Here is a 20,358-nt window from a genome sequence, read left to right as displayed (position 1 = left end):
TCAAGTTTAACCCGAAACGCTTGCTAGGGACCTATCTGTACCTACAAAGAAACGCTGGCGCATGGGGGCATGCGCCAGCGTTTTGTCTTTAGGCTGCTTTGGCTTCGGGGTCGAACCTACCGTAAAAGCTCTGCCCTTTGTCGGCCATTTCACGCAGCAGCGTTGGGCAGGCAAAACGTTCGCCGTATTTTTCCGACAGTTGATCGCAGCGCTCGGCCGCGTAGGGCGTGCCGATGATGTCCAGCCAGCTCAGCGGGCCACCGGACCATGGCGCAAAGCCCCAGCCCAGAATTGCACCCACATCGCCTTCGCGGATATCCTCCAGCACGCCTTCCTCCAGCGCGCGGACCGCTTCCAGTACCTGTGCGAACATCAGGCGTTCCTGCACTTCGATCAGATCGGGCTGATCTTCGGCATGGGGGTACTTTTCGGCCAGACCTTTCCAATATTCGACGCGCTTGCCCTTGTCATCATAGTCAAAGAACCCGGCATTGGCCTTGCGGCCAAGACGGCCCTCAGCCTCCATCCAGAAGATCAGATCATCCGCAGGGCTTTCGGGATAGGCGTCGCCCATGGCGGCTTTGGTCGCACGTGCGATCTTGGCCCCCAGATCAATCGAGGTTTCGTCATTCAACTGGATCGGCCCCACGGGGAAGCCAAGCTGACGCGCGGCATTGTCGATCAACACAGGGCTGACGCCTTCGGTGATCATCCGCAGACCTTCGTTGATATACGGAATGATGCAGCGGTTGGCGTAGAAGAACCGCGCATCGTTGACCACGATCGGCGTCTTGCGGATCTGGCGCACATAGTCCAGCGCCTTGGCCACCGCGCGATCTCCGGTTTCGCGGCCTTTGATGATCTCAACCAGGAACATCTTCTCAACCGGTGAGAAGAAGTGGATGCCGATGAACTGATCCGAACGCACGCTCGCCTTGGCCAGATCGGTGATTGGCAGGGTCGAGGTGTTCGAGGCAAAGATGCAATCCTCGGGGATGATCGCCTCAACCTTTTTGGTCATCTCGGCCTTGACACCCATATCCTCGAACACCGCTTCGATGATCAGGTCGCAGCCCTTCAGGTGATCCAGATCGGGCGTCGCGGTGATGCGCGCCAGCATGGCCTGTTTCTTGTCTTCGGTGACTTTGCCGCGCTTCATGCCTTTGTCCAAATAGGCTTCGGTATACGCCTTGCCCTTGTCCGCGGCTGCCTGATCCCGGTCGACCAGCACAACCTCCATCCCGGCCTGGGCCGAGACCAACGCGATGCCCGCACCCATCATGCCCGCGCCCAGAACGCCGATCTTCTTGACCGACTGATCCGGTACACCGGCAGGACGCACGGCCCCTTTTTCCAGCGCTTCCTTGTTCAGGAACAGCGACCTGATCATCGCACCCGAAGAGGGGTTCATCAGGACGGATGTGAACCAGCGCGCCTCGATTTTCAGCGCGGTGTCGAAATCGACCAGCGCGCCTTCATAGACCGCGCTGAGCAATGCCTTGGCCGCCGGGAAGGCGCCTTGGGTCTTGCCGTTGACCATGGCCGAAGCCCCGACGAAGTTCATGAACCCTGCGGGGTGGTACGGCGCGCCACCGGGCATTTTGTAGCCCTTGGCGTCCCACGGCTTGACCAGATCGGCGTCTTTCGCGTTCAGCACCCATTCCTTGGCGGCGGCAACTGGATCAGCAGCGATCTCGTCGATGTAACCCGCGCCCTTTGCTTTCTTGACGTCCAGCATCTTGCCTTCCAGCAACAGCGGAGCCGCAGCAATCGCGCCCACCTTGCGGACCATTCGGGTGGTGCCGCCCGCGCCGGGGAAGATGCCGACCATGATCTCGGGCAGGCCGTATTTCGCCTTGGGGTTCTCGGCGGCAAAGATGCGGTGCGTGGACAGTGGCAGCTCCATCCCGATACCTGCGGCGGTGCCAGGCAGGGCGGTCGCAATAGGCTTGCCGCCTTTCTTGGTCTTGGGGTCCATGCCCGCCAGTTCGATCTTGCGCAGCAGGGCGTGCATTTGCATCGTGCCCTCGAACAGACCCTTGGCCGGATTGTCGCCCGCCTGTTCCTTCATCACGGCCAGCAGGTTCAGGTCCATGCCGCCCGCAAACGACCCCTCTTTGCCCGAGGTCAGGACGATGCCCTTGACCCCCTCATCCGCCAGCGCCTGATCGATCAGGTCGCTCAGCTGGGCCAGCCCGTCAAAGGACATCACGTTCATCGTTTTGCCCGGAACATCCCATGTGATCGTGGCGACGCCGTCTGCGTCTTTGCTGAGGGTGAATTCAGTCATTGTCATCTCCAATCTGGTCAGCCGTCAGCGGGCTGCCATCCTTGCGGGTGAAGTCGTTTCCGTCATCCTTCACCATCATGTCTATGTCGCTGTAGAAACAGGTCTCGGTCGGGGTCCGTGTGCCCACCACCAGAAAGGTCGCGGGCGCATCGGTTTTGTTCACAAGGTGATGGCCGTTGGGCTCACCCGCGGGCCAGGCGGCGCAATCGCCGGGCTGCATCTCATGCTCACCATCGTCATCAATCAGTACGCAGGTGCCGGAAAGCACAATGGCAAACTCGTCCTGCTCCATATGGTAATGGCGCAGCGAAGACATGCCCTGCGGTTCCAGCCGCACGATGTTGACCCCGTATTGGGTCAGCCCGCCTGCATCCGTCAGCCGCTGCACGAAACGACCCGCGGTCGCCTCGGCCAGTTTGCCGGGATAGGACGAGCCGCCCTGAAACGGGATCTGAGAGAGATCCAGCTTGGGCATCAGACCCGCTCGATAATCGTTGCAGCCCCCATGCCGGACGCAATGCACAGCGTGGCCAGACCGGTTTCCTTGTCCTGACGCTCCAACTCGTCCAGAAGGGTGCCGATGATCATCGCGCCGGTTGCACCCAGCGGGTGACCCATCGCGATCGAACCACCGTTCACGTTCACCAGTTCGGGGTCCACATCAAACGCCTGCTGGAACCGCAGCACGACCGAGGCGAAGGCTTCGTTCACTTCGAACAGGTCCAGATCGCTGATCTTCATGCCGTTGTCGGCCAGAATTTTCTCGGTCACCGGAACCGGGCCGGTCAGCATGATGGTCGGGTCGGTACCGATCTTGGCAGTTGCCTTGATGCGCGCGCGCGGCTTCAGGCCATATTTCTCACCGAACTCCTTGTTGCCAATCAGCACAGCCGCAGCCCCATCCACGATGCCCGAGCTGTTGCCCGCGTGGTGAATGTGGTTGATCCGCTCCAGATGCGGGTATTTCAGCATTGCGACCTTGTCAAAACCGGGCATCTGCTCACCCATCATCGCAAAGGACGGGTTCAGCGCGCCAAGGCTCTGCATGTCCGTGCCGGGGCGCATATATTCGTCGCGGTCCAGAATGGTCAGGCCGTTCTGGTCGGTGACTTTGATGACCGATTTTTCGAACCGGTTCTCTTCCCACGCCTTGGCTGCGCGCTTTTGCGATTCAACAGCCAGCGCGTCCGCCTGATCGCGATCAAAGCCATATTCGGTCGCGATGATGTCAGCCGAGATACCCTGAGGCACGAAATAGGTGTCCATCGCCAGCGAGGGGTCCACGGCAATCGCCGCACCATCGCTGCCCATGGCCACGCGGCCCATCATCTCAACACCACCGGCAATATACGCCTCGCCCGCGCCGCCTTTGACCTGGTTTGCGGCCAGGTTCACGGCCTCCATCCCCGAGGCGCAGAAGCGGTTGATCGCCAGACCGGGAATCGACTGATCCAGGTCAGATGCCAAAACGGCCGAGCGTGCAAGACAACCGCCTTGTTCCATCACCTGCGTGACGTTGCCCCAGATCACGTCCTCGACGGCGTGACCTTCCAGGTTGTTGCGCTCTTTCATCGCGTTCAGGGTCACGGCGGACAGCCGCACCGAGGTCACCTCGTGTAGGCTGCCATCCTTGCGGCCTTTGCCACGCGGGGTGCGCAGGGCGTCATAAATATAGGCTTCGGTCATGGGTCTTCTCCTCAAGCTCGATCCGACGGGTTGCCGGGCATCAGGTCATAGGGGTGTTTCCATCCGGGCTGCTCGGACAGGCGTTGCAGCCAGGCGTCGATATGGGGCCAGTCGGCACGGTCAAAGCCGAATGGTTCCGGGTAATAGAGGTAGCCGCAGCAGCTGAGATCGGCATTGGTCACGCCGTCTCCCACGATCCAGTCGCGGCCTTCCAGATGAGTGTTCAGAATGTCATAAGCCGCTTTCAGGCGCCCTTGATTGAACGCGATAACATCCGGGTTGCGGTGCTCCTCGGGCAGGAAATTGCACAAAAACCGCGTCATCCCTGCATTCGAGCTAAGCTTGTGATTGTCCCACAGCACCCAGCGCAGAATGTCATAATTCTCTTCTCGGGTATTGCCGCCAAACTTGCCGGATTTTTCGGTGACGTAAGCCTGAATGGCACCCGATTGAGTGATACGGAAATCGCCATCCGTCAGCACGGGCGCTTCACCCATTGCATTGACTTCACTCCGATACTCGGGCGTGCGGGACGCGCCGTTGAAGAAATCCACAAAAATCGGTTCCCAATCCAACCCCGACATCTCAAGCGCCAGCGCCGCCTTGTAGGAATTCCCGCTTTCTCCGAAGCAGTGCAATGTGATGGTCATGCGAACGCCCCTCCCGTGGCGTGTGTGGTTAGGTCGGAATTTCCGTATTTGGAACGAGAAGAAGATGAGGGCCTTTCTCTCTTCCGTAAGGGTTCGTTAACGTTAATCGGGTCTTGTGTTGTGCGCGGTACAGGCTGCCGAGCCGATGACCGCACGAGGAGAAGCCCCGCCGTCCCGGCTGAGTGCCACCTGGTGAGATCAGTTCCCGGATGGCGGGGTGGACGCGCGCCGGCGCCTTCTTCTCGTTCCAAATACGGCCGCCGGAGGCGGATGCAGCGGCTGCCACTCGCTCTCCGGATTTTGAAGGCACAATCGTCACCGTTTGCGGGCCTCAAGCTCGGAGTTGAAGCTGCGCAGGCGGCGGGTGAGTTTGTCCTCGTGAATGATGCTGTTGAAGTTCTCAAAAAGAAAAGACAGGGCCTCTCCCTCGTCCAGACCGGCCTCATGGGCGAAGCCGCGCAGTTTGCGATAGCCTTCTTCTGTCATTGCGACTGGAAAGCGGCGGGTCAGGCGAAAGCGTTTGGGCATTGTCTTTCCTTCGAAGAACCGGCGCTGGGGCAGGGCACCAGCGCCGGGCAGTGATCAGAAGTTCGCGGCCTCAAGGGCCATGACCGTATCCGCGCCGGTTTGAATGCGTGCCAGATGCAATGCAGTGGCAGGCAGGCGACGTGCCATGTAGAAGCGGCCGGTGTTGATCTTGGTCTCGTAGAACTCTTTGTCCGAGGTTCCACCGTCCAGCGCGTCTTGCGCAGCCTTTGCCATCTGTGCCCACATCAATCCCAGGCAGACATGGCCGAACATGTGCATGAAGTCATAGGACCCCGATAGCGCGTTGTTCGGGTTTTTCATGCCTTCCTGCATGAAATACATGCCCGCGGCCTGCAGATCCTTGGACGCCGATTTCAACGGTTCGATGAAGGCCTTGTCAAAGGCCTCATCTTTACCGCCGTTTTCCTTGCAGAAGGATTTGACCATCTCGAAAAAGGCCATGACGTGCTTACCGCCATCCTGCGCCAGCTTGCGGCCCACGAGGTCCAGCGCCTGAACGCCGTTCGCCCCTTCGTAGATCATCGCGATGCGGGCGTCGCGGGTGTATTGCGACATGCCCCATTCCTCGATGTAGCCGTGGCCGCCGTAAACCTGCTGTGCCTGAACGGTCATGTCGTATCCCTGATCGGTCAGGAAGCCTTTGATGACCGGCGTCAGCAGCGAGATCAGCCCGTCCGCATCCTTGTCACCCGAGCGATGCGCCTTGTCGATCATGGTCGCGCCCCACAGGATGAAGGCACGCGCGCCCTCGGTAAAGCTTTTCTGATCCATCAGGTTGCGGCGGATGTCCGGGTGCACGATCAGTGGATCGGCGGGGCCGTCAGGGTTTTTCACGCCGGTCACGTCGCGGCCCTGCAGACGATCCTTGGCGTATTCCAGTGCGTTCTGGAACGCGGCCTCGGCTTGCGCCAGACCCTGCATGCCCACACCCAGGCGCGCCTCGTTCATCATGGTGAACATGGCACGCATGCCTTTGTGCTCTTCGCCCAGCAGCCAGCCTGTGGCCTCGTCATAGTTCATGACGCAGGTCGAATTGCCGTGGATGCCCATTTTCTCTTCGATCTTGCCGACCGATACGCCGTTGCGCTCACCCGGTGTGCCGTCTTCGTTGACGATGAACTTGGGCACGATGAACAGCGACACGCCCTTGATACCATCGGGTCCGCCGGGGATTTTGGCCAGCACCAGATGGATGATGTTATCGGCCATGTCGTGGTCGCCGGACGAGATGAAAATCTTCTGACCGGTGATCTTGTAACTGCCGTCGCCTTGCGGTTCGGCCTTGGTGCGCATCAGGCCCAGATCGGTGCCGCAATGCGGTTCGGTCAGGTTCATGGTGCCGGTCCATTCACAGCTGACCATGTTCGGCAGGTAGGTGTTCTTCTGTGCGTCGGTGCCGTGCGCCAGGATGGCCGAGGCCGCGCCGTGGGTCAGGCCCTGATACATCACAAATGCCTGGTTCGCGCCCGAGAACATCTCGCCCACGGCGGTGCCGATCACGTAAGGCATGTTCTGGCCGCCATACTCTTCGGGCATGTCGAGGCCAGTCCAGCCACCTTCCTTCATCTGCTCGAAGGCGTCTTTGAAACCTGTAGGCGTGTAAACGATGCCATTTTCCAAACGGCACCCTTCGGTGTCGCCCACCACGTTCAGCGGATGCAGCACGTTGGTTGCAACCTTGCCGGCTTCCTCCAGCACGGCGCCGGTAAATTCGGTTTCCAGTTCGCTATACCCCGGAATATCGGAGTCCGAGATTTTCAACACGTCATGCAGGATGAACTGAGTGTCTTTGGTTGGCGCGTTGTAAACGGGCATATGAAGCTCCCTTAAATTCAGATGTCCGGGGGATGGGGCCGACGGGGTTACTCGGCGGCCTTTTTCTCATTTTTCATTGAGGCGATGACTTTTTCGCCCCAGCGCAATTGCTCTTTCAGATCGTCAATGGCCTGGGTCAGTTCCTCGCGGCGGGCTTCCATGTCGGCCAGACGTTCGCGCGCAATTTCAAAGGTGCGCGTCATCTGGGTCATTTGCTGGTCGCCCACATGGTAGAGGTCCAGCAACTGCCGGATTTCTTCCAGGCTAAAGCCGAAACGCTTGCCGCGCAGGATCAGTTTCAGGCGCGCGCGGTCACGTTTGGTGAACAGGCGTTTCTGGCCCTCGCGGATCGGAAACAAAAGCTCTTTGGCCTCGTAAAATCGCAAAGTGCGCGGCGTGACATCATAGGTCTCGCACATTTCACGGATGGTCATCAGATCTTCGGTCATGGTCTCAGCACTCTCGTCACTGGCGTCTGTCTAAGTCATTTGCGCAGTCGATGCGCAGGTTACAACACGTAGATGACGTTCACGTAATGCAAACGCTACGTCACATTGAAAGTTGACGTAGCATCATCCTGCGTCAAGTCATGGATTGCGTAGGATTTGACAGATGACGTAACGGAATTTTGAGGACAGGCCGGGCAGGTGCCGGGGAAGCGATCCGCAGGGAACAGGAGAGGGGCGGCACCCCGAATAGGGATCAGCGCAGCGACTTGGCCGTCTGGTCGCGCAGGCGCTGAAGCTCATCCATGGCTTCGTCCAGTTGCTGGCGCTGCTTTTGCAGTTCGGGCATTTGCCGGTCGGCCAGCTTGATGAACTCGGCCATCTGGGCCTGATCGCCCTGATCTTCGTAGATCAGCAACCACTGGCGAATCTCTTCCAGCGAGAAGCCAAACAAACGACCACGCATGATAAGCTTCATCCGCGCGCATTCGCGGGGGCCGTAGAACCGGGTCCGACCTTCACGCTCGGGCTGGAGCAGCTCGATATATTCGTAGTAACGCAATGTGCGCTTGGTTACGTCGAACTCTTCGCACATTTCGTTTAAGGACAAACGGTTGTCAGTCATTTGTGGTCTCCCTGGCTGCAAACTATGCCTTCGTGGCGGCAAGCGCAACAGGCGGTCTTGCTCTTTTGGCGGGCTCAGGCTCATAAAGAGGGAAACCACGGGGGCACGGCGACATGGTCGACAAAGTAGAAATAGCGCGGCGGTTCATCGAGGCGATTCCGCACGCCAAGGCGCTGGGCCTGACGCTCAATACGATCAGCGATGGTGAGGCCGTGATCGCGATGCCCTACAATGCCGATTTGATTGGTGATCCCAGAACGGGCGTCATCCACGGCGGGGCGGTGTTTGCTGCGCTGGACACCTGTTGTGGCGCTGCCGTGATGTGCCATCCTGCGGCGCCGGGCGGAACCGCAACCATTGATCTGCGGATCGACTACATGCGCGCGGCGACGCCCGGGCAGACGATCACGGCCCATGCAACCTGCTATCACATCACGCGCAATGTGGCCTTTGTCCGGGCCACTGCGATGGACGAAAACCAGGACCTGCCGGTGGCGACCGCCGCAGGGTCTTTCACGGTGGAGGGTCTGTGATGGCGCGTCCTCGTCCTGAACCGATGCAGGTGGTCAAGCAACGCCGCGATGCGGCCCTGAAAGCCCTTGTCGAAGGGGTGCCTTATATCCGCTTTCTAGACATCACATTCGACCGGCGCGGGGATGAACTGACCGGCGTGCTTCATTTTGACGACAAACTGATCGGCAACCCGCTGCTGCCGGCCTTGCATGGCGGCGTCACGGCGGCGTTTCTTGAGGTGACCGCCGTCATCACCCTGAGTTGGGAGTATTTCTTTCCCAAGATCGAAAGCGGTGAGATTGACGCGGATGCGCTGTTCAAGGCAGACACGCTGCGGTTTCCCAAAACGGTGGACTTTACCGTGGATTACTTGCGCTCTGGTCTGCCGCGCGATGCCTATGCGCGCGCCTTCGTCAGCCGGTCTGGGCGGCGCTATGCTTCGGTCCGGGTTGAGGCGTGGCAGGACAATCACGCGCGTCCCATTGCGCAGGCGACAGGGCATTTCCTGATGCCGCAGAACACGCCGCCCAAAGGGTAGATCAACGTGCAGAGCGCCTCGGCACCTCTCACCCATAAACGGGTGCTCAAGATCGCGGTGCCGATTGTGCTGTCCAATGCCACGGTGCCTATTCTGGGTGCCGTCGATACCGGGGTGGTCGGGCAGCTGGGGCAGGCCGCGCCCATTGGGGCCGTGGGCATGGGCGCTGTTATCCTGGCGGCGATCTACTGGATTTTCGGTTTCCTGCGCATGGGCACCACGGGTTTGGCCGCGCAGGCGCGCGGGGCCGGGGATACCGCCGAAACCGGGGCCCTATTGATGCGCGGGCTGCTGCTGGGCGGGGCGGCGGGGCTGTTCTTTATCCTTACACAAATCTGGGTGTTCTGGGGGGCTTTTGCCCTGTCCCCCGCCAGCCCCGAGGTCGAGGCGCTGACCCGCAGCTATCTGCAAATTCGCATCTGGGGGGCTCCGGCGACCATTGCCCTATACGCCGTCACCGGTTGGCTGATCGCGGTCGAACGCACGCGCGGCGTGTTCCTGCTGCAGGTATGGATGAACGGGCTGAATATCCTGCTGGACCTGTGGGTCGTGCTGGGGTTGGGCTGGGGCGTTGAAGGCGTCGCCATCGCCACGCTGATTGCGGAATGGACGGGATTGGCGCTGGGATTGTGGCTGTGCAGGGATGCGTTTGCCGCCAACCAATGGCGCGACTGGCCCCGGATTTTCGATGCGGCCCGGCTGAAACGGATGATGCAGGTGAACGGCGACATCATGATCCGCTCGGTCCTGCTGACCGGGTCGTTCACCACGTTTCTGTTCGTGGGCTCGGATCTGGGCGACGTGAACCTCGCCGCCAATCAGGTGCTGTTGCAGTTTCTTGAGATCACGGCCTTTGCCCTTGATGGCTTTGCCTTTTCAGCTGAGGCTCTGGTCGGCAGCGCCGTCGGCGCGCGGAATCGGCTACAGGTCCGGCGCGCCTCGATCATGGCGTCGCAATGGGGCGTGGGCGGAGCATTCGCACTGGGGCTTTTATTCTATCTGGCCGGACCGGCCTTGATCGACCTGATGTCCACCTCGCCCGAGGTGCGGCTGGCCGCACGAGACTATCTTATCTGGGCGGCGCTGGCCCCGGTGATCGGAGTTGCCAGTTGGATGTTCGATGGCATCTATATTGGCGCCACATGGACCCGCGCCATGCGCAACGCGATGATCCAGTCGGTTGCGATCTATGTCGTTGCGCTGTTCGTGCTGGTGCCCACGCTGGGCAACCACGGGCTGTGGGCCGCGCTGATGGTTCTGAACATCGCGCGCGGTGTCACGCTGGGCTGGCGCTATCCCCGGCTTGAGGCGCAGATCGCTTAAAGCAGCGCCAACAGGTTTTCGGGCGGACGGCCAATCGCGGCCTTGTCGCCTGAGATGGCCAAGGGGCGTTCGATCAGGATCGGGTTTTCGGCCATGGCGGCGATCAGGTCATCTGGCCGGCTGGCCTTGTTCAGACCCAGCTCCTTGAACCGTTTCTCGCCGGTGCGCATCATGTCGATTGCATCGATCCCCAACAGGTTCAACACCGTGCGGATTTCTTCGGCCGAGGGCGCATCCTCAAGGTATTTACGCAGTTCGACCTGCGCGCCGTTTTCTTCCAACAGAGCCAGCCCGGCGCGGGATTTTGAGCAGCGCGGGTTGTGCCAATATGCGATCACAGCCAATCCTCTCTCTTACTTCCGACGGCTTGCGCGACCGACGTGAACCCATCCCGAGCCAGCAGGTCATCCAGCCCCCGCGCAATCTTGGCGGCCAAGGAAATCCCGCCGTAGACCAATGCAGTATAAAGCTGCACAGCAGATGCACCGGCGCAAATCTTGGCATAGGCCTGATCCGCATTGCTGACCCCGCCAACACCGATCAGGGGGATGTTGCTGTCGGTCAGCTGGCTGAGCCGGGCCAGAACATGCGTTGATTTCTCGAACAGGGGCTCACCGGACAGACCGCCGGTTTCGCCCTTGTGCTGGCTGCGCAGCCCATCGCGCGACAGGGTGGTGTTGGTGGCAATCACCGCGTCCACGCCCGTTTCCTGCGCGACTTCGGCAATGTCCTGCAACTCGGCCTCGGTCAGGTCAGGTGCGATTTTCAGGAAAACCGGAATCGGGCGGGGCAAGCCGTTCCGCGTTTCGATCACACCGGACAGCAAGGCACCAAGCGCCGCCTTGCCCTGCAAATCCCGCAGCTTTTCGGTGTTGGGGGATGAGACATTGACGGTGGCGAAATCCAGATGCGCCGCGCAATGGGCCAGCACCTTGGCGAAATCGCCGGGGCGGTCGTGGCTGTCCTTGTTTGCCCCCAGATTCAGGCCGATCACCGCGTCTTTGGGGCGGTCGGCCAGACGGCGGCCCATGACCTCCATGCCTTCGTTGTTGAAACCAAAGCGGTTGATGGCGGCGCGGTCCTGGGACAGGCGGAACAGGCGCGGTTTGGGGTTGCCGGGTTGTGGGCGCGGGGTGACGGCCCCCACCTCGATAAAGCCGAAGCCGGTGCGCGACAGGGGCGTCAGCACCTCTCCGTTCTTGTCGAAGCCTGCGGCCAGACCGACAGGGTTGGGCAGGTTCAGCCCGGCCACCTTTGTTTTCAACCGCTCGGAGGTCACCGGGCCGGGCATTGGGGCCAGACCGGCCTTCAGCGCCTTGATCGACAGGCCATGGGCGGCTTCGGGATCCATTTTGTGCAGGACGGCGAGCCCCAGTTTCTCGGTCAGTTTCATCCGAATGTCTCTCCACCTTTGGCTGGTGCACAGCGGATCAGGCGCGAGGTTTCAACCCCCGCCTGACGGTGCACGACGGCAGCCTGATAGGCCGGGTCCGTCACCATTTCCAAAAACGCATGCGCTGTGGGATAACGGGCGATGAAAACCTCATCCCAAGCCTCATCCTGCGGGCCGATCAGCGTGGTCTGGTAAGACCCGCGCCACAGGATCGATGCCCCCAACCGCGCGATGATCGGGGCTGTTTCGGCCCCATAGGTGCGGTAAGCCTGCGCGCCGGTCAGACCTGCATCGGCCAAAGGGTGCCCGGCAGGGTAATCAGCCCTGTCGCGGAACTTCACCAGATTGAGCATTTCAATCGGATGGTCGCGATCCAACGCCTTGAACGCCTCAAACTGAGCGCGGTCCGGGTCGACGAAGGTGGTCATTCCATCTCCTGCGGGAATTGATGCGCGTGCCCGTCAAAGGGCAGGGGGCGTGACCAGACAACATCCGCCATGCGAATCTGGCGGTAAAGATGCGGAAACAGCGCCCCGCCGCGCGAAACCTCCCACTTCAGGTCATCGCCCATCGCGTCAGCGTCACAGGCCAGCAGGGTCAGGCCATCGACCCCGGCAAAATGCTTGGCAGCTGTCTCGGCCGCCTGCGTTGCCGTTGAAAAATGCACATAGCCATCGGCGACATCAATCGGGGCACCGTCTGACGCCCCCTGATCCTGCAACGTGGCCCATTCGTCGGCCCGGAAAATCTTGTAAATCAGCATGCGCTGGTCATGCCCCGCGCGACGGGTAGAATCAAGCCGGATTTCCCCCTTTGACTCTTCCCGTCACTGCGCGCACCATCACCTCAATCACATACAGGGAGTTTCATTATGTTCACCCGCCTTTTGGCCTCTGCCGCCGTATTGGGCCTGACCGCAGGCATGGCCGCAGCCGAGTACAAGCTGACCATTCTGCACACCAACGACATCCACAGCCGTATTGAATCCATCAACAAATACGACTCGACCTGCGACGCCGAGGATGAGGGCGAGGGTAAGTGCTTTGGCGGCATGGCCCGGTTGAAAACCATGGTGGACACCAAGCGCGCCGAACTGGCGGACCAGAATGTCCTGTTGCTGGATGCCGGTGATCCGTTCCAGGGATCGCTGTTTTACACCACATACAAAGGCGCGGCTGAAGCCGAGTTCATGGAGGCCATCGGCTATGACGCCATGGCCGTGGGCAACCACGAATTCGACGACGGCCCCGAAGGTCTGGCTGCGTTCATCGACGCGGTCAGCTTTCCGGTCATTTCCGGCAACCTTGACCTGACCACCTCGGCCGAGTTGGTGGACCGGGTGAAAAACCACGTGGTTTTGGACATTGGCGGGCAAAAGATCGGCGTGATCTCGGCCCTGGCCACGGATACGGTGGATACGTCCAGCCCCGGCAAAGACGTGATTTTCCGAGATGAGATCGAAAGCCTGACAGCAGACGCCGCTGCCTTGCAGGGCGAAGGCGTGGACATCATCATTGCGCTGAACCATGTCGGGCTGGCCAAGGATATCGAGATTGCCGGGAAGGTCCCCGGCCTTGATCTGGTGATCGGCGGCCATTCCCACACCCTGCTGTCCAACACGCAAGAGGGGGCCGCGGGCTCGTATCCGCTGATGGTTGGTGATGTGCCGGTGGTTCAGGCTTATGCCTATTCCAAGTATCTGGGTGAGGTGACGCTGACCTTTGACGATGACGGCAACCTGCTGTCGGCAGAAGGTGAGCCGATCCTGCTGGATGCCTCGGTTCAGCCGGATGCTGCAATTGCTGCCCGCGTGGCGGAGATGGGTGCCCCGATCGAAGAGATGAAGCAGCGCGTCGTGGCCGATTCCGCCGCTGCGATTGAGGGGGACCGCGCGGTCTGCCGTGTTCAGGAATGCGAAATGGGCAACCTTGTCGCCGATGCCATGCTGGCGCGGGTCGCCGATCAGGGCGCGCAGATCGCAATTGCGAATTCAGGAGGGTTGCGCGCGTCCATCGACTCGGGCGAAGTGACGATGGGCGAAGTCCTGACGGTGCTGCCGTTCCAGAACACGCTGTCGACCTTTGAGATCAGCGGTCAGGGTGTGATTGATGCGCTGGAAAACGGTGTCAGTCAGGTGGAAGAGGTCAAAGGTCGCTTTCCGCAGGTGGCCGGTATGACCTTTACTTGGGACCCGTCCGTTGCCCCGAACGAAGGACGTATCACCGAGGTTATGGTAGCCAGCGAAGACGGCTTTGTTCCGATTGATCCGGCAGCCACCTATCTGGTCGTGACCAACAATTATGTGCGCAACGGTGGTGACGGCTACAGCATGTTCGAAGGCGACGACAAAAACGCCTATGACTATGGCCCGGACCTTGCGGATGTCACAGCGGAGTTTTTGGCAGCCAATGCGCCCTACCAGCCCTATCTGGATGGTCGCATCAAACAGAAGTAATTCGGCACTTAAGAACAGAAAAAGGCCGCGTCATTCGATGCGGCCTTTTTTGATGGGCTTAGCCCAGATCGTATTCCGGCCAAAGCGCCGGATCGAAACCGTCAAGCATCGGTTGCAGATGTTCGGCAACGCTCTGCCAGCCGCCAATGGATTTTGTCGAGATTTTGCTGCGCACCTGATCGATGCTGGCGGTTCTGACCTGGCTGGTGTTTTTCTCAGGGTGGATCATGGCCTCGGTCCATTCGACACCGCAGAAAGCCGCCACTTGCTGGCTGCAGGTTTTCGCCTCCGACACAAGCTTTTCATAAGGGATAGTCAGGATGCGGTCGCCGAATAGAGCCTGCCAATGGGCCATATAGCGCCGGTACATATTTGCGGAATGAGCAATGGCCTGAAGATTGGAAGCATAGCGCATCCCGCCCGCTGGGAACCGTCTGATCCATTTGGATAGCCCGACATCGCGCGGATCGCGCATCATGTTCACAACTTTAGCATTGGGGAAAGCGGATAGAATAAAGCCAACATACTGGTAGTTATGAGGTATCTTGTCGACAAAAGCGGTGGAAGTGTCGGGAACCGGCGGCATAAGCATCCGGTATTGCCGGGCAAAGTCTGTCGCTTTCTTCGCACTAAAGTCTTGTTTGCCTTCAACAAACTCAGCCGACAGTTCTGCGCCCAACATCAGTTCTCCGCATCCCGCAACATCGGGGGCCGAACTTAGCATCATCTCCATCAGTGTCGTACCGGATCGGGGCTGGCCCAGAACAAAGATCGGTGCGGGTGTTTCATTCAAATCCGAGACAGGCGCCTTGTTCCCCAAGGGAAAACAGCTGGTGATCTGGGCGAATTTCTCTTCTTCTTCCGAAATCACGTAAGGGTTGCTGTCATGTTGAATCGCGTTGGCCCGTTGGAATTGAGGCATTGCCGCCTCGAGGCTGTCAATTTTGGAGATCGCATGCGCTTTGGCGAACTCTAACTCGTTCCGTTCGTCCGGGCTGGCTAAAATAGCTGCGTCAATCAGGTTTAAAAGGTCAGCTGCGTCTTCTTTGACGATGATGTTCGACATCTCCAGGAGCGCAGAGGGATTGTCTGGTTCATTTTTCAGAATGCGTTCCAGAATCTTACGCGAACCCTTCCGGTCTCCACTTTGATGCAGGCTCACTGATTTGTGGAAGGCTGCGGTCAGATCGTCAGGCGCCAGCGCATAGGCACGCTCAACATCGCGCAAATTGTCTTCGACGAACCCGATCTTGGAGTAGGCCTGCGCACGTTTGGACAAAAGACGGATGTCATCAGGGCTGTCCTTCAGTTTCTTGCTTACATAGTCGATCACCAAACGCCAGTTGCTGCCTTTCAGATGGATTTCGTCCAGAACGCGGTTCAGCTCTTTGTTGTTGGGGAATTTCGCCAGTTTGTGTTCAGTGTAGTCCAGCGCTTTGGGAATTTGACCTGTCTGCATTAGAGCGTTGGCCAGGTTCTCCACAAATTGCGGATCGTCCGGTTTCATTCGCGATGCTTCGACAAAATGCGGGATCGACCTTTTGTATTGCTTCATCTCGGTCAGCACAAAACCCGAAATCGCGTGGAAATCTGAATCCTTCGGGAATTTCTTAACGCCCAGCTGCGCCTTTTTAAGGGCTTGTTGCAATTGACCCGCATCCAGTGCTGCCAGTGCCTTGCTTTTAAGGGTATTCGCTGTTTGATTTTGCATAAGATCCGATAACGCTCTGCGCCTGCTTCAAACGATCATAAGGCTTCATCACCCATGTGTGGACGGTTTGCAATAACCCAGACTAATGACGCCATGGCGCAGTTGTTTGCCGCGCGGCCCGCCAACACGTTGCCTCAGGTCCCCAATTTCAACGTATGTCCAACCAATCCGGTGCACGTGGTCCGCGCGTCCGCGGGCGGACGCACTCTGGATGCGCTACGATGGGGGTTTTTGCCGCATTGGTACAATACCGAAACCGCAGGGCCATTGCTGATCAATGCCCGGTCTGAGACGCTGGCCGAAAAGCCAGCCTTTCGCGCGGCGTGCCGCGAACGGCGCTGTCTGATCGTGGCGACCGGATTTTATGAATGGACCAAAAGCGATCAGGGCACGCGCTTGCCTTGGTACATTCACCGCAACGATGGCGCGCCGATCGCCTTTGCCGGGGTCTGGCAGGATTGGGGGGCGGATGAGGCGCGTCAGGGCACCTGTGCCATTGTCACAACGCCTGCAAACCGCCGCCTCAGCGCCATCCATCACCGCATGCCATTGGTCGTTGAGGCGCAGGACTGGCCGCTCTGGCTGGGTGAAGCGGGGAAGGGGGCCGCCCGTCTGATGCAGCCGGGGGCAGAGGACGTGTTGGAATATCACCGTGTCGATACCGCAGTGAATTCGAACCGGGCCAGTGGGGCCGAGTTGATTGAACCTATACCGGTATGACCGTGCCTTTCCATTCCGAATGCCACAGGATAAACCGCTGACATGGCTTTGAACTTCACTGACCTGTCCGGTCTTTATGCGCATGATTTCGATACGGTGATCGATGTGCGCAGCCCCGCCGAATTTGCCGAGGATCATCTGCCCGGTGCCATCAACCTGCCGGTTCTGAACAACGAAGAGCGCGCGCAGGTCGGCACGATCTATGTGCAGGAAAGCCCGTTTCTGGCCCGCAAACTCGGGGCCGCGCTGGTGTTTCGCAATGCCGCCAATCATATCGAACACAGCCTGTCGCATCATGAAGGCGGGTGGAAACCGCTGGTCTATTGCTGGCGGGGCGGGCAGCGGTCGGGGTCGTTCACATGGATGTTGCAACAAATCGGTTGGCGGGCCGAGGTCGTTCAGGGCGGTTATCGTACCTATCGGCGTCTGGTGAACCGGTTCTTGTATGACGACCCGCTGCCGCATCGGTTGGTGGCTCTGGATGGATATACGGGCACGGCCAAAACGGACCTGTTGCAGCAGTTGAAGGCGCGCGGGGTTCAGGTTCTGGATCTCGAAGGGTTGGCCAATCACCGTGGGTCCTTGTTGGGCGAAATGCCGGGTGGTCAGCCCAGTCAGAAAGGGTTCGAGTCTGCGTTGGCCGCGACCCTGTGCAAGCTGGACCCGACACGCCCCGTGGCGGTTGAGGCGGAATCGTCGAAAATCGGGTCACTGATCCTGCCGCCCAGTTTGTGGACCGCTCTGCGCGCCGCGCAGCGCATTCAGATCAACGCTCCAATTGAGGCACGTACGGCCTATCTGGTTGATGCCTATGATGACATTCTGTCGGATGCAGACCGGTTGCGCGACCGGCTGTCGCCGCTTCGATCCCACCGAGGGCATGAGGTTGTGGACGCGTGGCTGGCGCTGATTGATGCGGGGGACAAAGCAGGGCTGACACGGGCGTTGATGGAACAGCATTACGATCCGGCCTATGCCAAATCCAGCCGTTTGCATCCGGCTGACATTGTAGCCCGGATCGAAGCCACGACCTTGGACGAAGCAGGTCTGAAAGAGGCTGCTGCGCGAATTGAGGCTGTACTGGATCAGCTTTGAAGGCGCAGGCCCGGCGTGTCTGAGATATGCCCGATGATTGCGGCCGGATAACCTGCCTGCCGCAGGTTATCACATAGGCTCTGCGCCTGATCTGCGGGTATGGCGGCCAGCAAACCGCCAGCGGTTTGCGGATCGAACAGAAGGCCGGCCTTCCCATCTGACGGCAGATCAGGGGCGGTGGAACGATTTTCGTCGAAAATCGTGGAGCGGACGCCCAGCGTTGCCAATTCAAGCGCGCCTGTCATCAGGGGGATCACCTCCAGATCAAGCGTCGCGCCGCAACCTGAAGCCTCGCACAGCCCCATCAGATGCCCGGCCAGACCGAACCCGGTGACATCGGTCATCGCATGGGCACCCGCCAAAATGCGCGCGGCCTTGCCTTGCGGGATGCTCATCTGCTGGTAAGCCTCAGCGATCCACGCGCCATCCGCCTGACCGGCCATTTCGGCGGCCATCAGCACGCCGCTGCCCAGAGGTTTGGTCAGGATCAGCGCGTCACCCGGACATGCGCCCGACAGGGTGATCGGGTCGGCTTCGCACAGGCCGGTCAGGGTGAAACCGATGGTCAGTTCATCCCCCATGGAGCTATGGCCACCCACGATTTCGGCTCCGGCAGCTTGCATGACGTCGCTGGCCGTGGCCATGACCTCAGCCATGGTCCTGTGCTGCAGCGCAGGTGTCATCCGAGGCAAGATGATTGTTGCGGTTGCGGCTTGCGGGCTGGCCCCCATGGCCCAGATATCGCCAAGCGCATGGATCGCAGCGATACGTGTCATCAGGGCAGGATCATTGGTGAAGCCGCGCAAATGGTCCGAGGTCATCACCTGCCGCGCTCCGCCGGTCGTCAGAACTGCGGCGTCGTCACCGGGCAGGGGCGTGATGTCGTTGCGGCGTGGGGCTGGCAGAGCGCCAAGCGCAGCGCGCAAAGCGTCGCGTCCAAGCTTGGCACCGCACCCGCCGCACATGGGTTTGTCGCCCAATGCTTCCTTAAGCCCGCTGGCATGATGGCGGGGCAAGCTAGGCCGTGACATTTGGGGCAGGTGGCGAAACCTGTTCATAAAGCTCTGATCGATGTGATCCTTCCAGCGCCACATCAACGCGCCGCTGAAAGAGGTGCCCAGCCGTTCGGCCAGAGCGGATTTGCCGCCCAGCGAGATCAGTTTCAGATAGTCGTTCTGCGGGCGGTACCGTCGCATCTGCCCAGCCCCTAGCGCGGCGCGCAGGTTGTCGAACAAAACTGGCGCTTCGCGGACCGCATAAACCCCGGCTTTGGGGCGGGGGTTGTCTGTCAGATGCGCGCAATCCCCGGCGGCAAAAACCACAGGGTCGCTGGATTGCAGAAACCCGTTCACCCGGATGTAATCGTCTTGCAAGTCCAGCCCGGTATCCGCGATCCAGCCATAGGGGCGGGCACCGGCGGCCCCGGTCACGAAGGCGGCGGGAATGGTGCGGCCATCTTCCAGAACCACATGGTCAGATTCAATGCGGGCGATACCTGTGTTCTCAATCACCTCAACGCCAAGCCCTTGCATCGCCTGACGAATGGTGGCGCTGGCCTTTGGCCCGGTGGCTGTCAAAGCCTGCGCGTTGTCGATCAGAGTGACCTGCGCGGCGCGGCCTTTGGCGTGCAGGGCATGCGCCATCGCCATCACCAGCTCAACCCCCGCAACGCCGCCGCCGATCACAGCGACCGAGGCTGGGCCGTCGCCGTCCAGATACCTCTGCCACCGCGATGCAAACGGGCCCAGAGGTTTGGCGGGTACGGCATGGTCGGCAAAACCGGGAAGCGCGGGCATGTCTGACGTGATGCCCACATTGACCGACGCCACATCAAACACAACCGGAGGGCGCCCCGGCACGCGGATCACGCGTTGGTCCAGGTCGATGCCGTCAACCGGCCCCAGGATCACGCGGGCCCCGGCAAACCGGGCCAGTCGCACCAGATCGATGTCCAGTTCGCCGCGTTCGTAATGCCCGGCGACAAAACCGGGCAGCATACCGGAATAAGGCGCAGTCGGGCCGGGATTGATGACCGTAACCCGCGCGCCCGGCAGCGGGTTCATGCCCCATTTCCGCAGCACCAACGCATGCGTATGGCCCCCGCCTATCAGAACCAGATCACGGGTCAGGGGCAATGGTGGGTACTGCATGGGGTTTAATTCGCTGTGTGGTCAGGGACGTCTTCGACCTGTTCGACCGCGTGAGTGGCCCAAAGCTCATCCTCGCCCGCGTCCGGCAGATCGCTGGGCTTTTCATGCCGATGAATGTGCCATTTGGCAATGAACAGGGCCGTGATCGGCGCGGTCAGGAACAAAAACAGCGTGATCAGCAGCTCATGCAGCGAAAGTTTGCCCTCCAACAGGACCGAGTGGCAGATCGATGCCAGCAATACCCCTCCGACGCCCAGAGTGGTCGCTTTGGTGGGCGCATGCAGGCGTGACATTGGGTCTTTCAGCTTGATCATCCCAAAAGACCCAACAAAGCCGAAGATGCCCGACACGACCAGAAAGAAAGCGATCAGAAGTTCGAAGATGATCGTCATGTCGCCC

General features: G+C 60.0%; 21 protein-coding genes. 6 read left to right on the top strand and 15 right to left on the bottom strand.

From position 1 onward, the window contains the following. Nucleotides 1–88: 88 nt before the first annotated feature. The 8 genes from ACRZ94_RS08680 to ACRZ94_RS08645 all read right to left on the bottom strand — a co-directional run bounded on the left by ACRZ94_RS08680 (nucleotide 89) and on the right by ACRZ94_RS08645 (nucleotide 8,061). Nucleotides 89–2,290, bottom strand: a complete 2,202-nt coding sequence (locus tag ACRZ94_RS08680) for a 3-hydroxyacyl-CoA dehydrogenase NAD-binding domain-containing protein (RefSeq protein ID WP_480797143.1) — start codon at nucleotides 2,288–2,290, stop codon at nucleotides 89–91. Then, nucleotides 2,283–2,765, bottom strand: a complete 483-nt coding sequence (locus tag ACRZ94_RS08675) for a cupin domain-containing protein (protein WP_480797142.1) — start codon at nucleotides 2,763–2,765, stop codon at nucleotides 2,283–2,285. Before ACRZ94_RS08675 ends, ACRZ94_RS08680 begins: the two co-directional genes overlap by 8 nt. Beyond that, the gene (locus ACRZ94_RS08670; protein WP_480694406.1) at nucleotides 2,765–3,976 is read right to left on the bottom strand and encodes an acetyl-CoA C-acetyltransferase; all 1,212 of its coding nucleotides are present in this window, start codon (nucleotides 3,974–3,976) and stop codon (nucleotides 2,765–2,767) included. The genes ACRZ94_RS08675 and ACRZ94_RS08670 overlap by 1 nt, the downstream gene beginning before the upstream one ends. An 11-nt stretch (nucleotides 3,977–3,987) precedes the next feature. Beyond that, nucleotides 3,988–4,626 carry a glutathione S-transferase family protein gene (locus ACRZ94_RS08665; RefSeq protein ID WP_480797141.1) on the bottom strand — a complete coding sequence of 213 codons (639 nt, stop codon included), beginning with the start codon at nucleotides 4,624–4,626 and terminating at the stop codon, nucleotides 3,988–3,990. A 315-nt stretch (nucleotides 4,627–4,941) separates the two neighbouring features. Further along, on the bottom strand, nucleotides 4,942–5,154 hold the full coding sequence (locus ACRZ94_RS08660; RefSeq protein WP_480652285.1) for a hypothetical protein: 213 nt from the start codon (nucleotides 5,152–5,154) through the stop codon (nucleotides 4,942–4,944). Nucleotides 5,155–5,208: 54 nt separating this feature from the next. After that, nucleotides 5,209–6,990 carry an acyl-CoA dehydrogenase C-terminal domain-containing protein gene (locus tag ACRZ94_RS08655; protein ID WP_480797140.1) on the bottom strand — a complete coding sequence of 594 codons (1,782 nt, stop codon included), beginning with the start codon at nucleotides 6,988–6,990 and terminating at the stop codon, nucleotides 5,209–5,211. 47 nt (nucleotides 6,991–7,037) lie between these two features. Next, complete coding sequence (locus tag ACRZ94_RS08650) at nucleotides 7,038–7,439, bottom strand: MerR family transcriptional regulator (RefSeq protein WP_068332361.1); 402 nt, start codon at nucleotides 7,437–7,439, stop codon at nucleotides 7,038–7,040. A gap of 253 nt (nucleotides 7,440–7,692) precedes the next feature. Then, complete coding sequence (locus tag ACRZ94_RS08645; protein WP_480652281.1) at nucleotides 7,693–8,061, bottom strand: MerR family transcriptional regulator; 369 nt, start codon at nucleotides 8,059–8,061, stop codon at nucleotides 7,693–7,695. 113 nt (nucleotides 8,062–8,174) lie between these two features. On the opposite strand from ACRZ94_RS08645, the gene ACRZ94_RS08640 reads away from it, so the two are divergent. Genes ACRZ94_RS08640 through ACRZ94_RS08630 form a run of 3 tightly spaced genes read left to right on the top strand, consistent with a single transcriptional unit; the run spans nucleotide 8,175 to nucleotide 10,435 of the window. Next, entirely contained in the window at nucleotides 8,175–8,594 is a 420-nt protein-coding gene (locus tag ACRZ94_RS08640) for a PaaI family thioesterase (RefSeq protein ID WP_480652279.1), read from the top strand. Next, a complete protein-coding gene (locus ACRZ94_RS08635; protein ID WP_480797139.1) occupies nucleotides 8,594–9,112 on the top strand; it encodes a PaaI family thioesterase in 519 nt (172 codons plus the stop codon). The genes ACRZ94_RS08640 and ACRZ94_RS08635 overlap by 1 nt, the downstream gene beginning before the upstream one ends. A 6-nt stretch (nucleotides 9,113–9,118) precedes the next feature. Beyond that, nucleotides 9,119–10,435, top strand: coding sequence for an MATE family efflux transporter (locus ACRZ94_RS08630; RefSeq protein WP_480797138.1), 1,317 nt, complete (start codon nucleotides 9,119–9,121; stop codon nucleotides 10,433–10,435). On the opposite strand, the gene arsC is transcribed toward ACRZ94_RS08630, so the two are convergent. From arsC to ACRZ94_RS08610, 4 genes are read right to left on the bottom strand one after another with little or no spacing between them, the layout of a single operon-like run. Next, complete coding sequence (gene arsC, locus ACRZ94_RS08625; RefSeq protein ID WP_480797258.1) at nucleotides 10,432–10,773, bottom strand: arsenate reductase (glutaredoxin); 342 nt, start codon at nucleotides 10,771–10,773, stop codon at nucleotides 10,432–10,434. The genes ACRZ94_RS08630 and arsC overlap by 4 nt on opposite strands. Then, a complete protein-coding gene (locus ACRZ94_RS08620) occupies nucleotides 10,770–11,828 on the bottom strand; it encodes a quinone-dependent dihydroorotate dehydrogenase (RefSeq protein WP_480797137.1) in 1,059 nt (352 codons plus the stop codon). The genes arsC and ACRZ94_RS08620 overlap by 4 nt, the downstream gene beginning before the upstream one ends. Continuing rightward, nucleotides 11,825–12,256 (bottom strand): DUF1330 domain-containing protein, encoded by a 432-nt coding sequence (locus ACRZ94_RS08615; protein WP_480797136.1) that lies wholly within the window; start codon nucleotides 12,254–12,256, stop codon nucleotides 11,825–11,827. Before ACRZ94_RS08615 ends, ACRZ94_RS08620 begins: the two co-directional genes overlap by 4 nt. After that, nucleotides 12,253–12,591 (bottom strand): DUF952 domain-containing protein, encoded by a 339-nt coding sequence (locus tag ACRZ94_RS08610; protein ID WP_480797135.1) that lies wholly within the window; start codon nucleotides 12,589–12,591, stop codon nucleotides 12,253–12,255. The genes ACRZ94_RS08615 and ACRZ94_RS08610 overlap by 4 nt, the downstream gene beginning before the upstream one ends. Before the next feature lie 108 nt (nucleotides 12,592–12,699). Here ACRZ94_RS08610 and ACRZ94_RS08605 point away from each other — a divergent pair, with 108 nt between their 5' ends. Further along, complete coding sequence (locus tag ACRZ94_RS08605; protein WP_480797134.1) at nucleotides 12,700–14,283, top strand: bifunctional metallophosphatase/5'-nucleotidase; 1,584 nt, start codon at nucleotides 12,700–12,702, stop codon at nucleotides 14,281–14,283. 58 nt (nucleotides 14,284–14,341) lie between these two features. Here ACRZ94_RS08605 and ACRZ94_RS08600 read toward each other — a convergent pair whose 3' ends face one another. Continuing rightward, nucleotides 14,342–15,994: a tetratricopeptide repeat-containing sulfotransferase family protein gene (locus tag ACRZ94_RS08600; RefSeq protein WP_480652265.1), complete on the bottom strand. Its 1,653-nt coding sequence runs from the start codon at nucleotides 15,992–15,994 to the stop codon at nucleotides 14,342–14,344. Between the two features lie 54 nt (nucleotides 15,995–16,048). Between ACRZ94_RS08600 and ACRZ94_RS08595 the strand changes: the two genes are divergently transcribed. Together ACRZ94_RS08595 and mnmH are read left to right on the top strand one after the other, a co-directional pair. After that, nucleotides 16,049–16,714, top strand: a complete 666-nt coding sequence (locus tag ACRZ94_RS08595; RefSeq protein WP_480652263.1) for an SOS response-associated peptidase — start codon at nucleotides 16,049–16,051, stop codon at nucleotides 16,712–16,714. A 42-nt stretch (nucleotides 16,715–16,756) separates the two neighbouring features. Then, nucleotides 16,757–17,809 (top strand): tRNA 2-selenouridine(34) synthase MnmH, encoded by a 1,053-nt coding sequence (gene mnmH / locus ACRZ94_RS08590; RefSeq protein WP_480652261.1) that lies wholly within the window; start codon nucleotides 16,757–16,759, stop codon nucleotides 17,807–17,809. On the opposite strand, the gene selD is transcribed toward mnmH, so the two are convergent. Together selD and ACRZ94_RS08580 are read right to left on the bottom strand one after the other, a co-directional pair. Next, nucleotides 17,800–19,959, bottom strand: coding sequence for a selenide, water dikinase SelD (selD, locus tag ACRZ94_RS08585; RefSeq protein WP_480797133.1), 2,160 nt, complete (start codon nucleotides 19,957–19,959; stop codon nucleotides 17,800–17,802). The two genes, mnmH and selD, sit on opposite strands and share 10 nt — an antisense overlap. A 5-nt stretch (nucleotides 19,960–19,964) precedes the next feature. Next, nucleotides 19,965–20,351, bottom strand: coding sequence for a Na+/H+ antiporter subunit G (locus ACRZ94_RS08580; protein ID WP_480652257.1), 387 nt, complete (start codon nucleotides 20,349–20,351; stop codon nucleotides 19,965–19,967). Nucleotides 20,352–20,358 lie beyond the last annotated feature (7 nt).

The organism is Ruegeria sp. CH10 (genome assembly GCF_056537125.1).
Note: the sequence above shows the minus strand (reverse complement) of the source record. Positions and strands in the feature narration are given on the sequence as shown.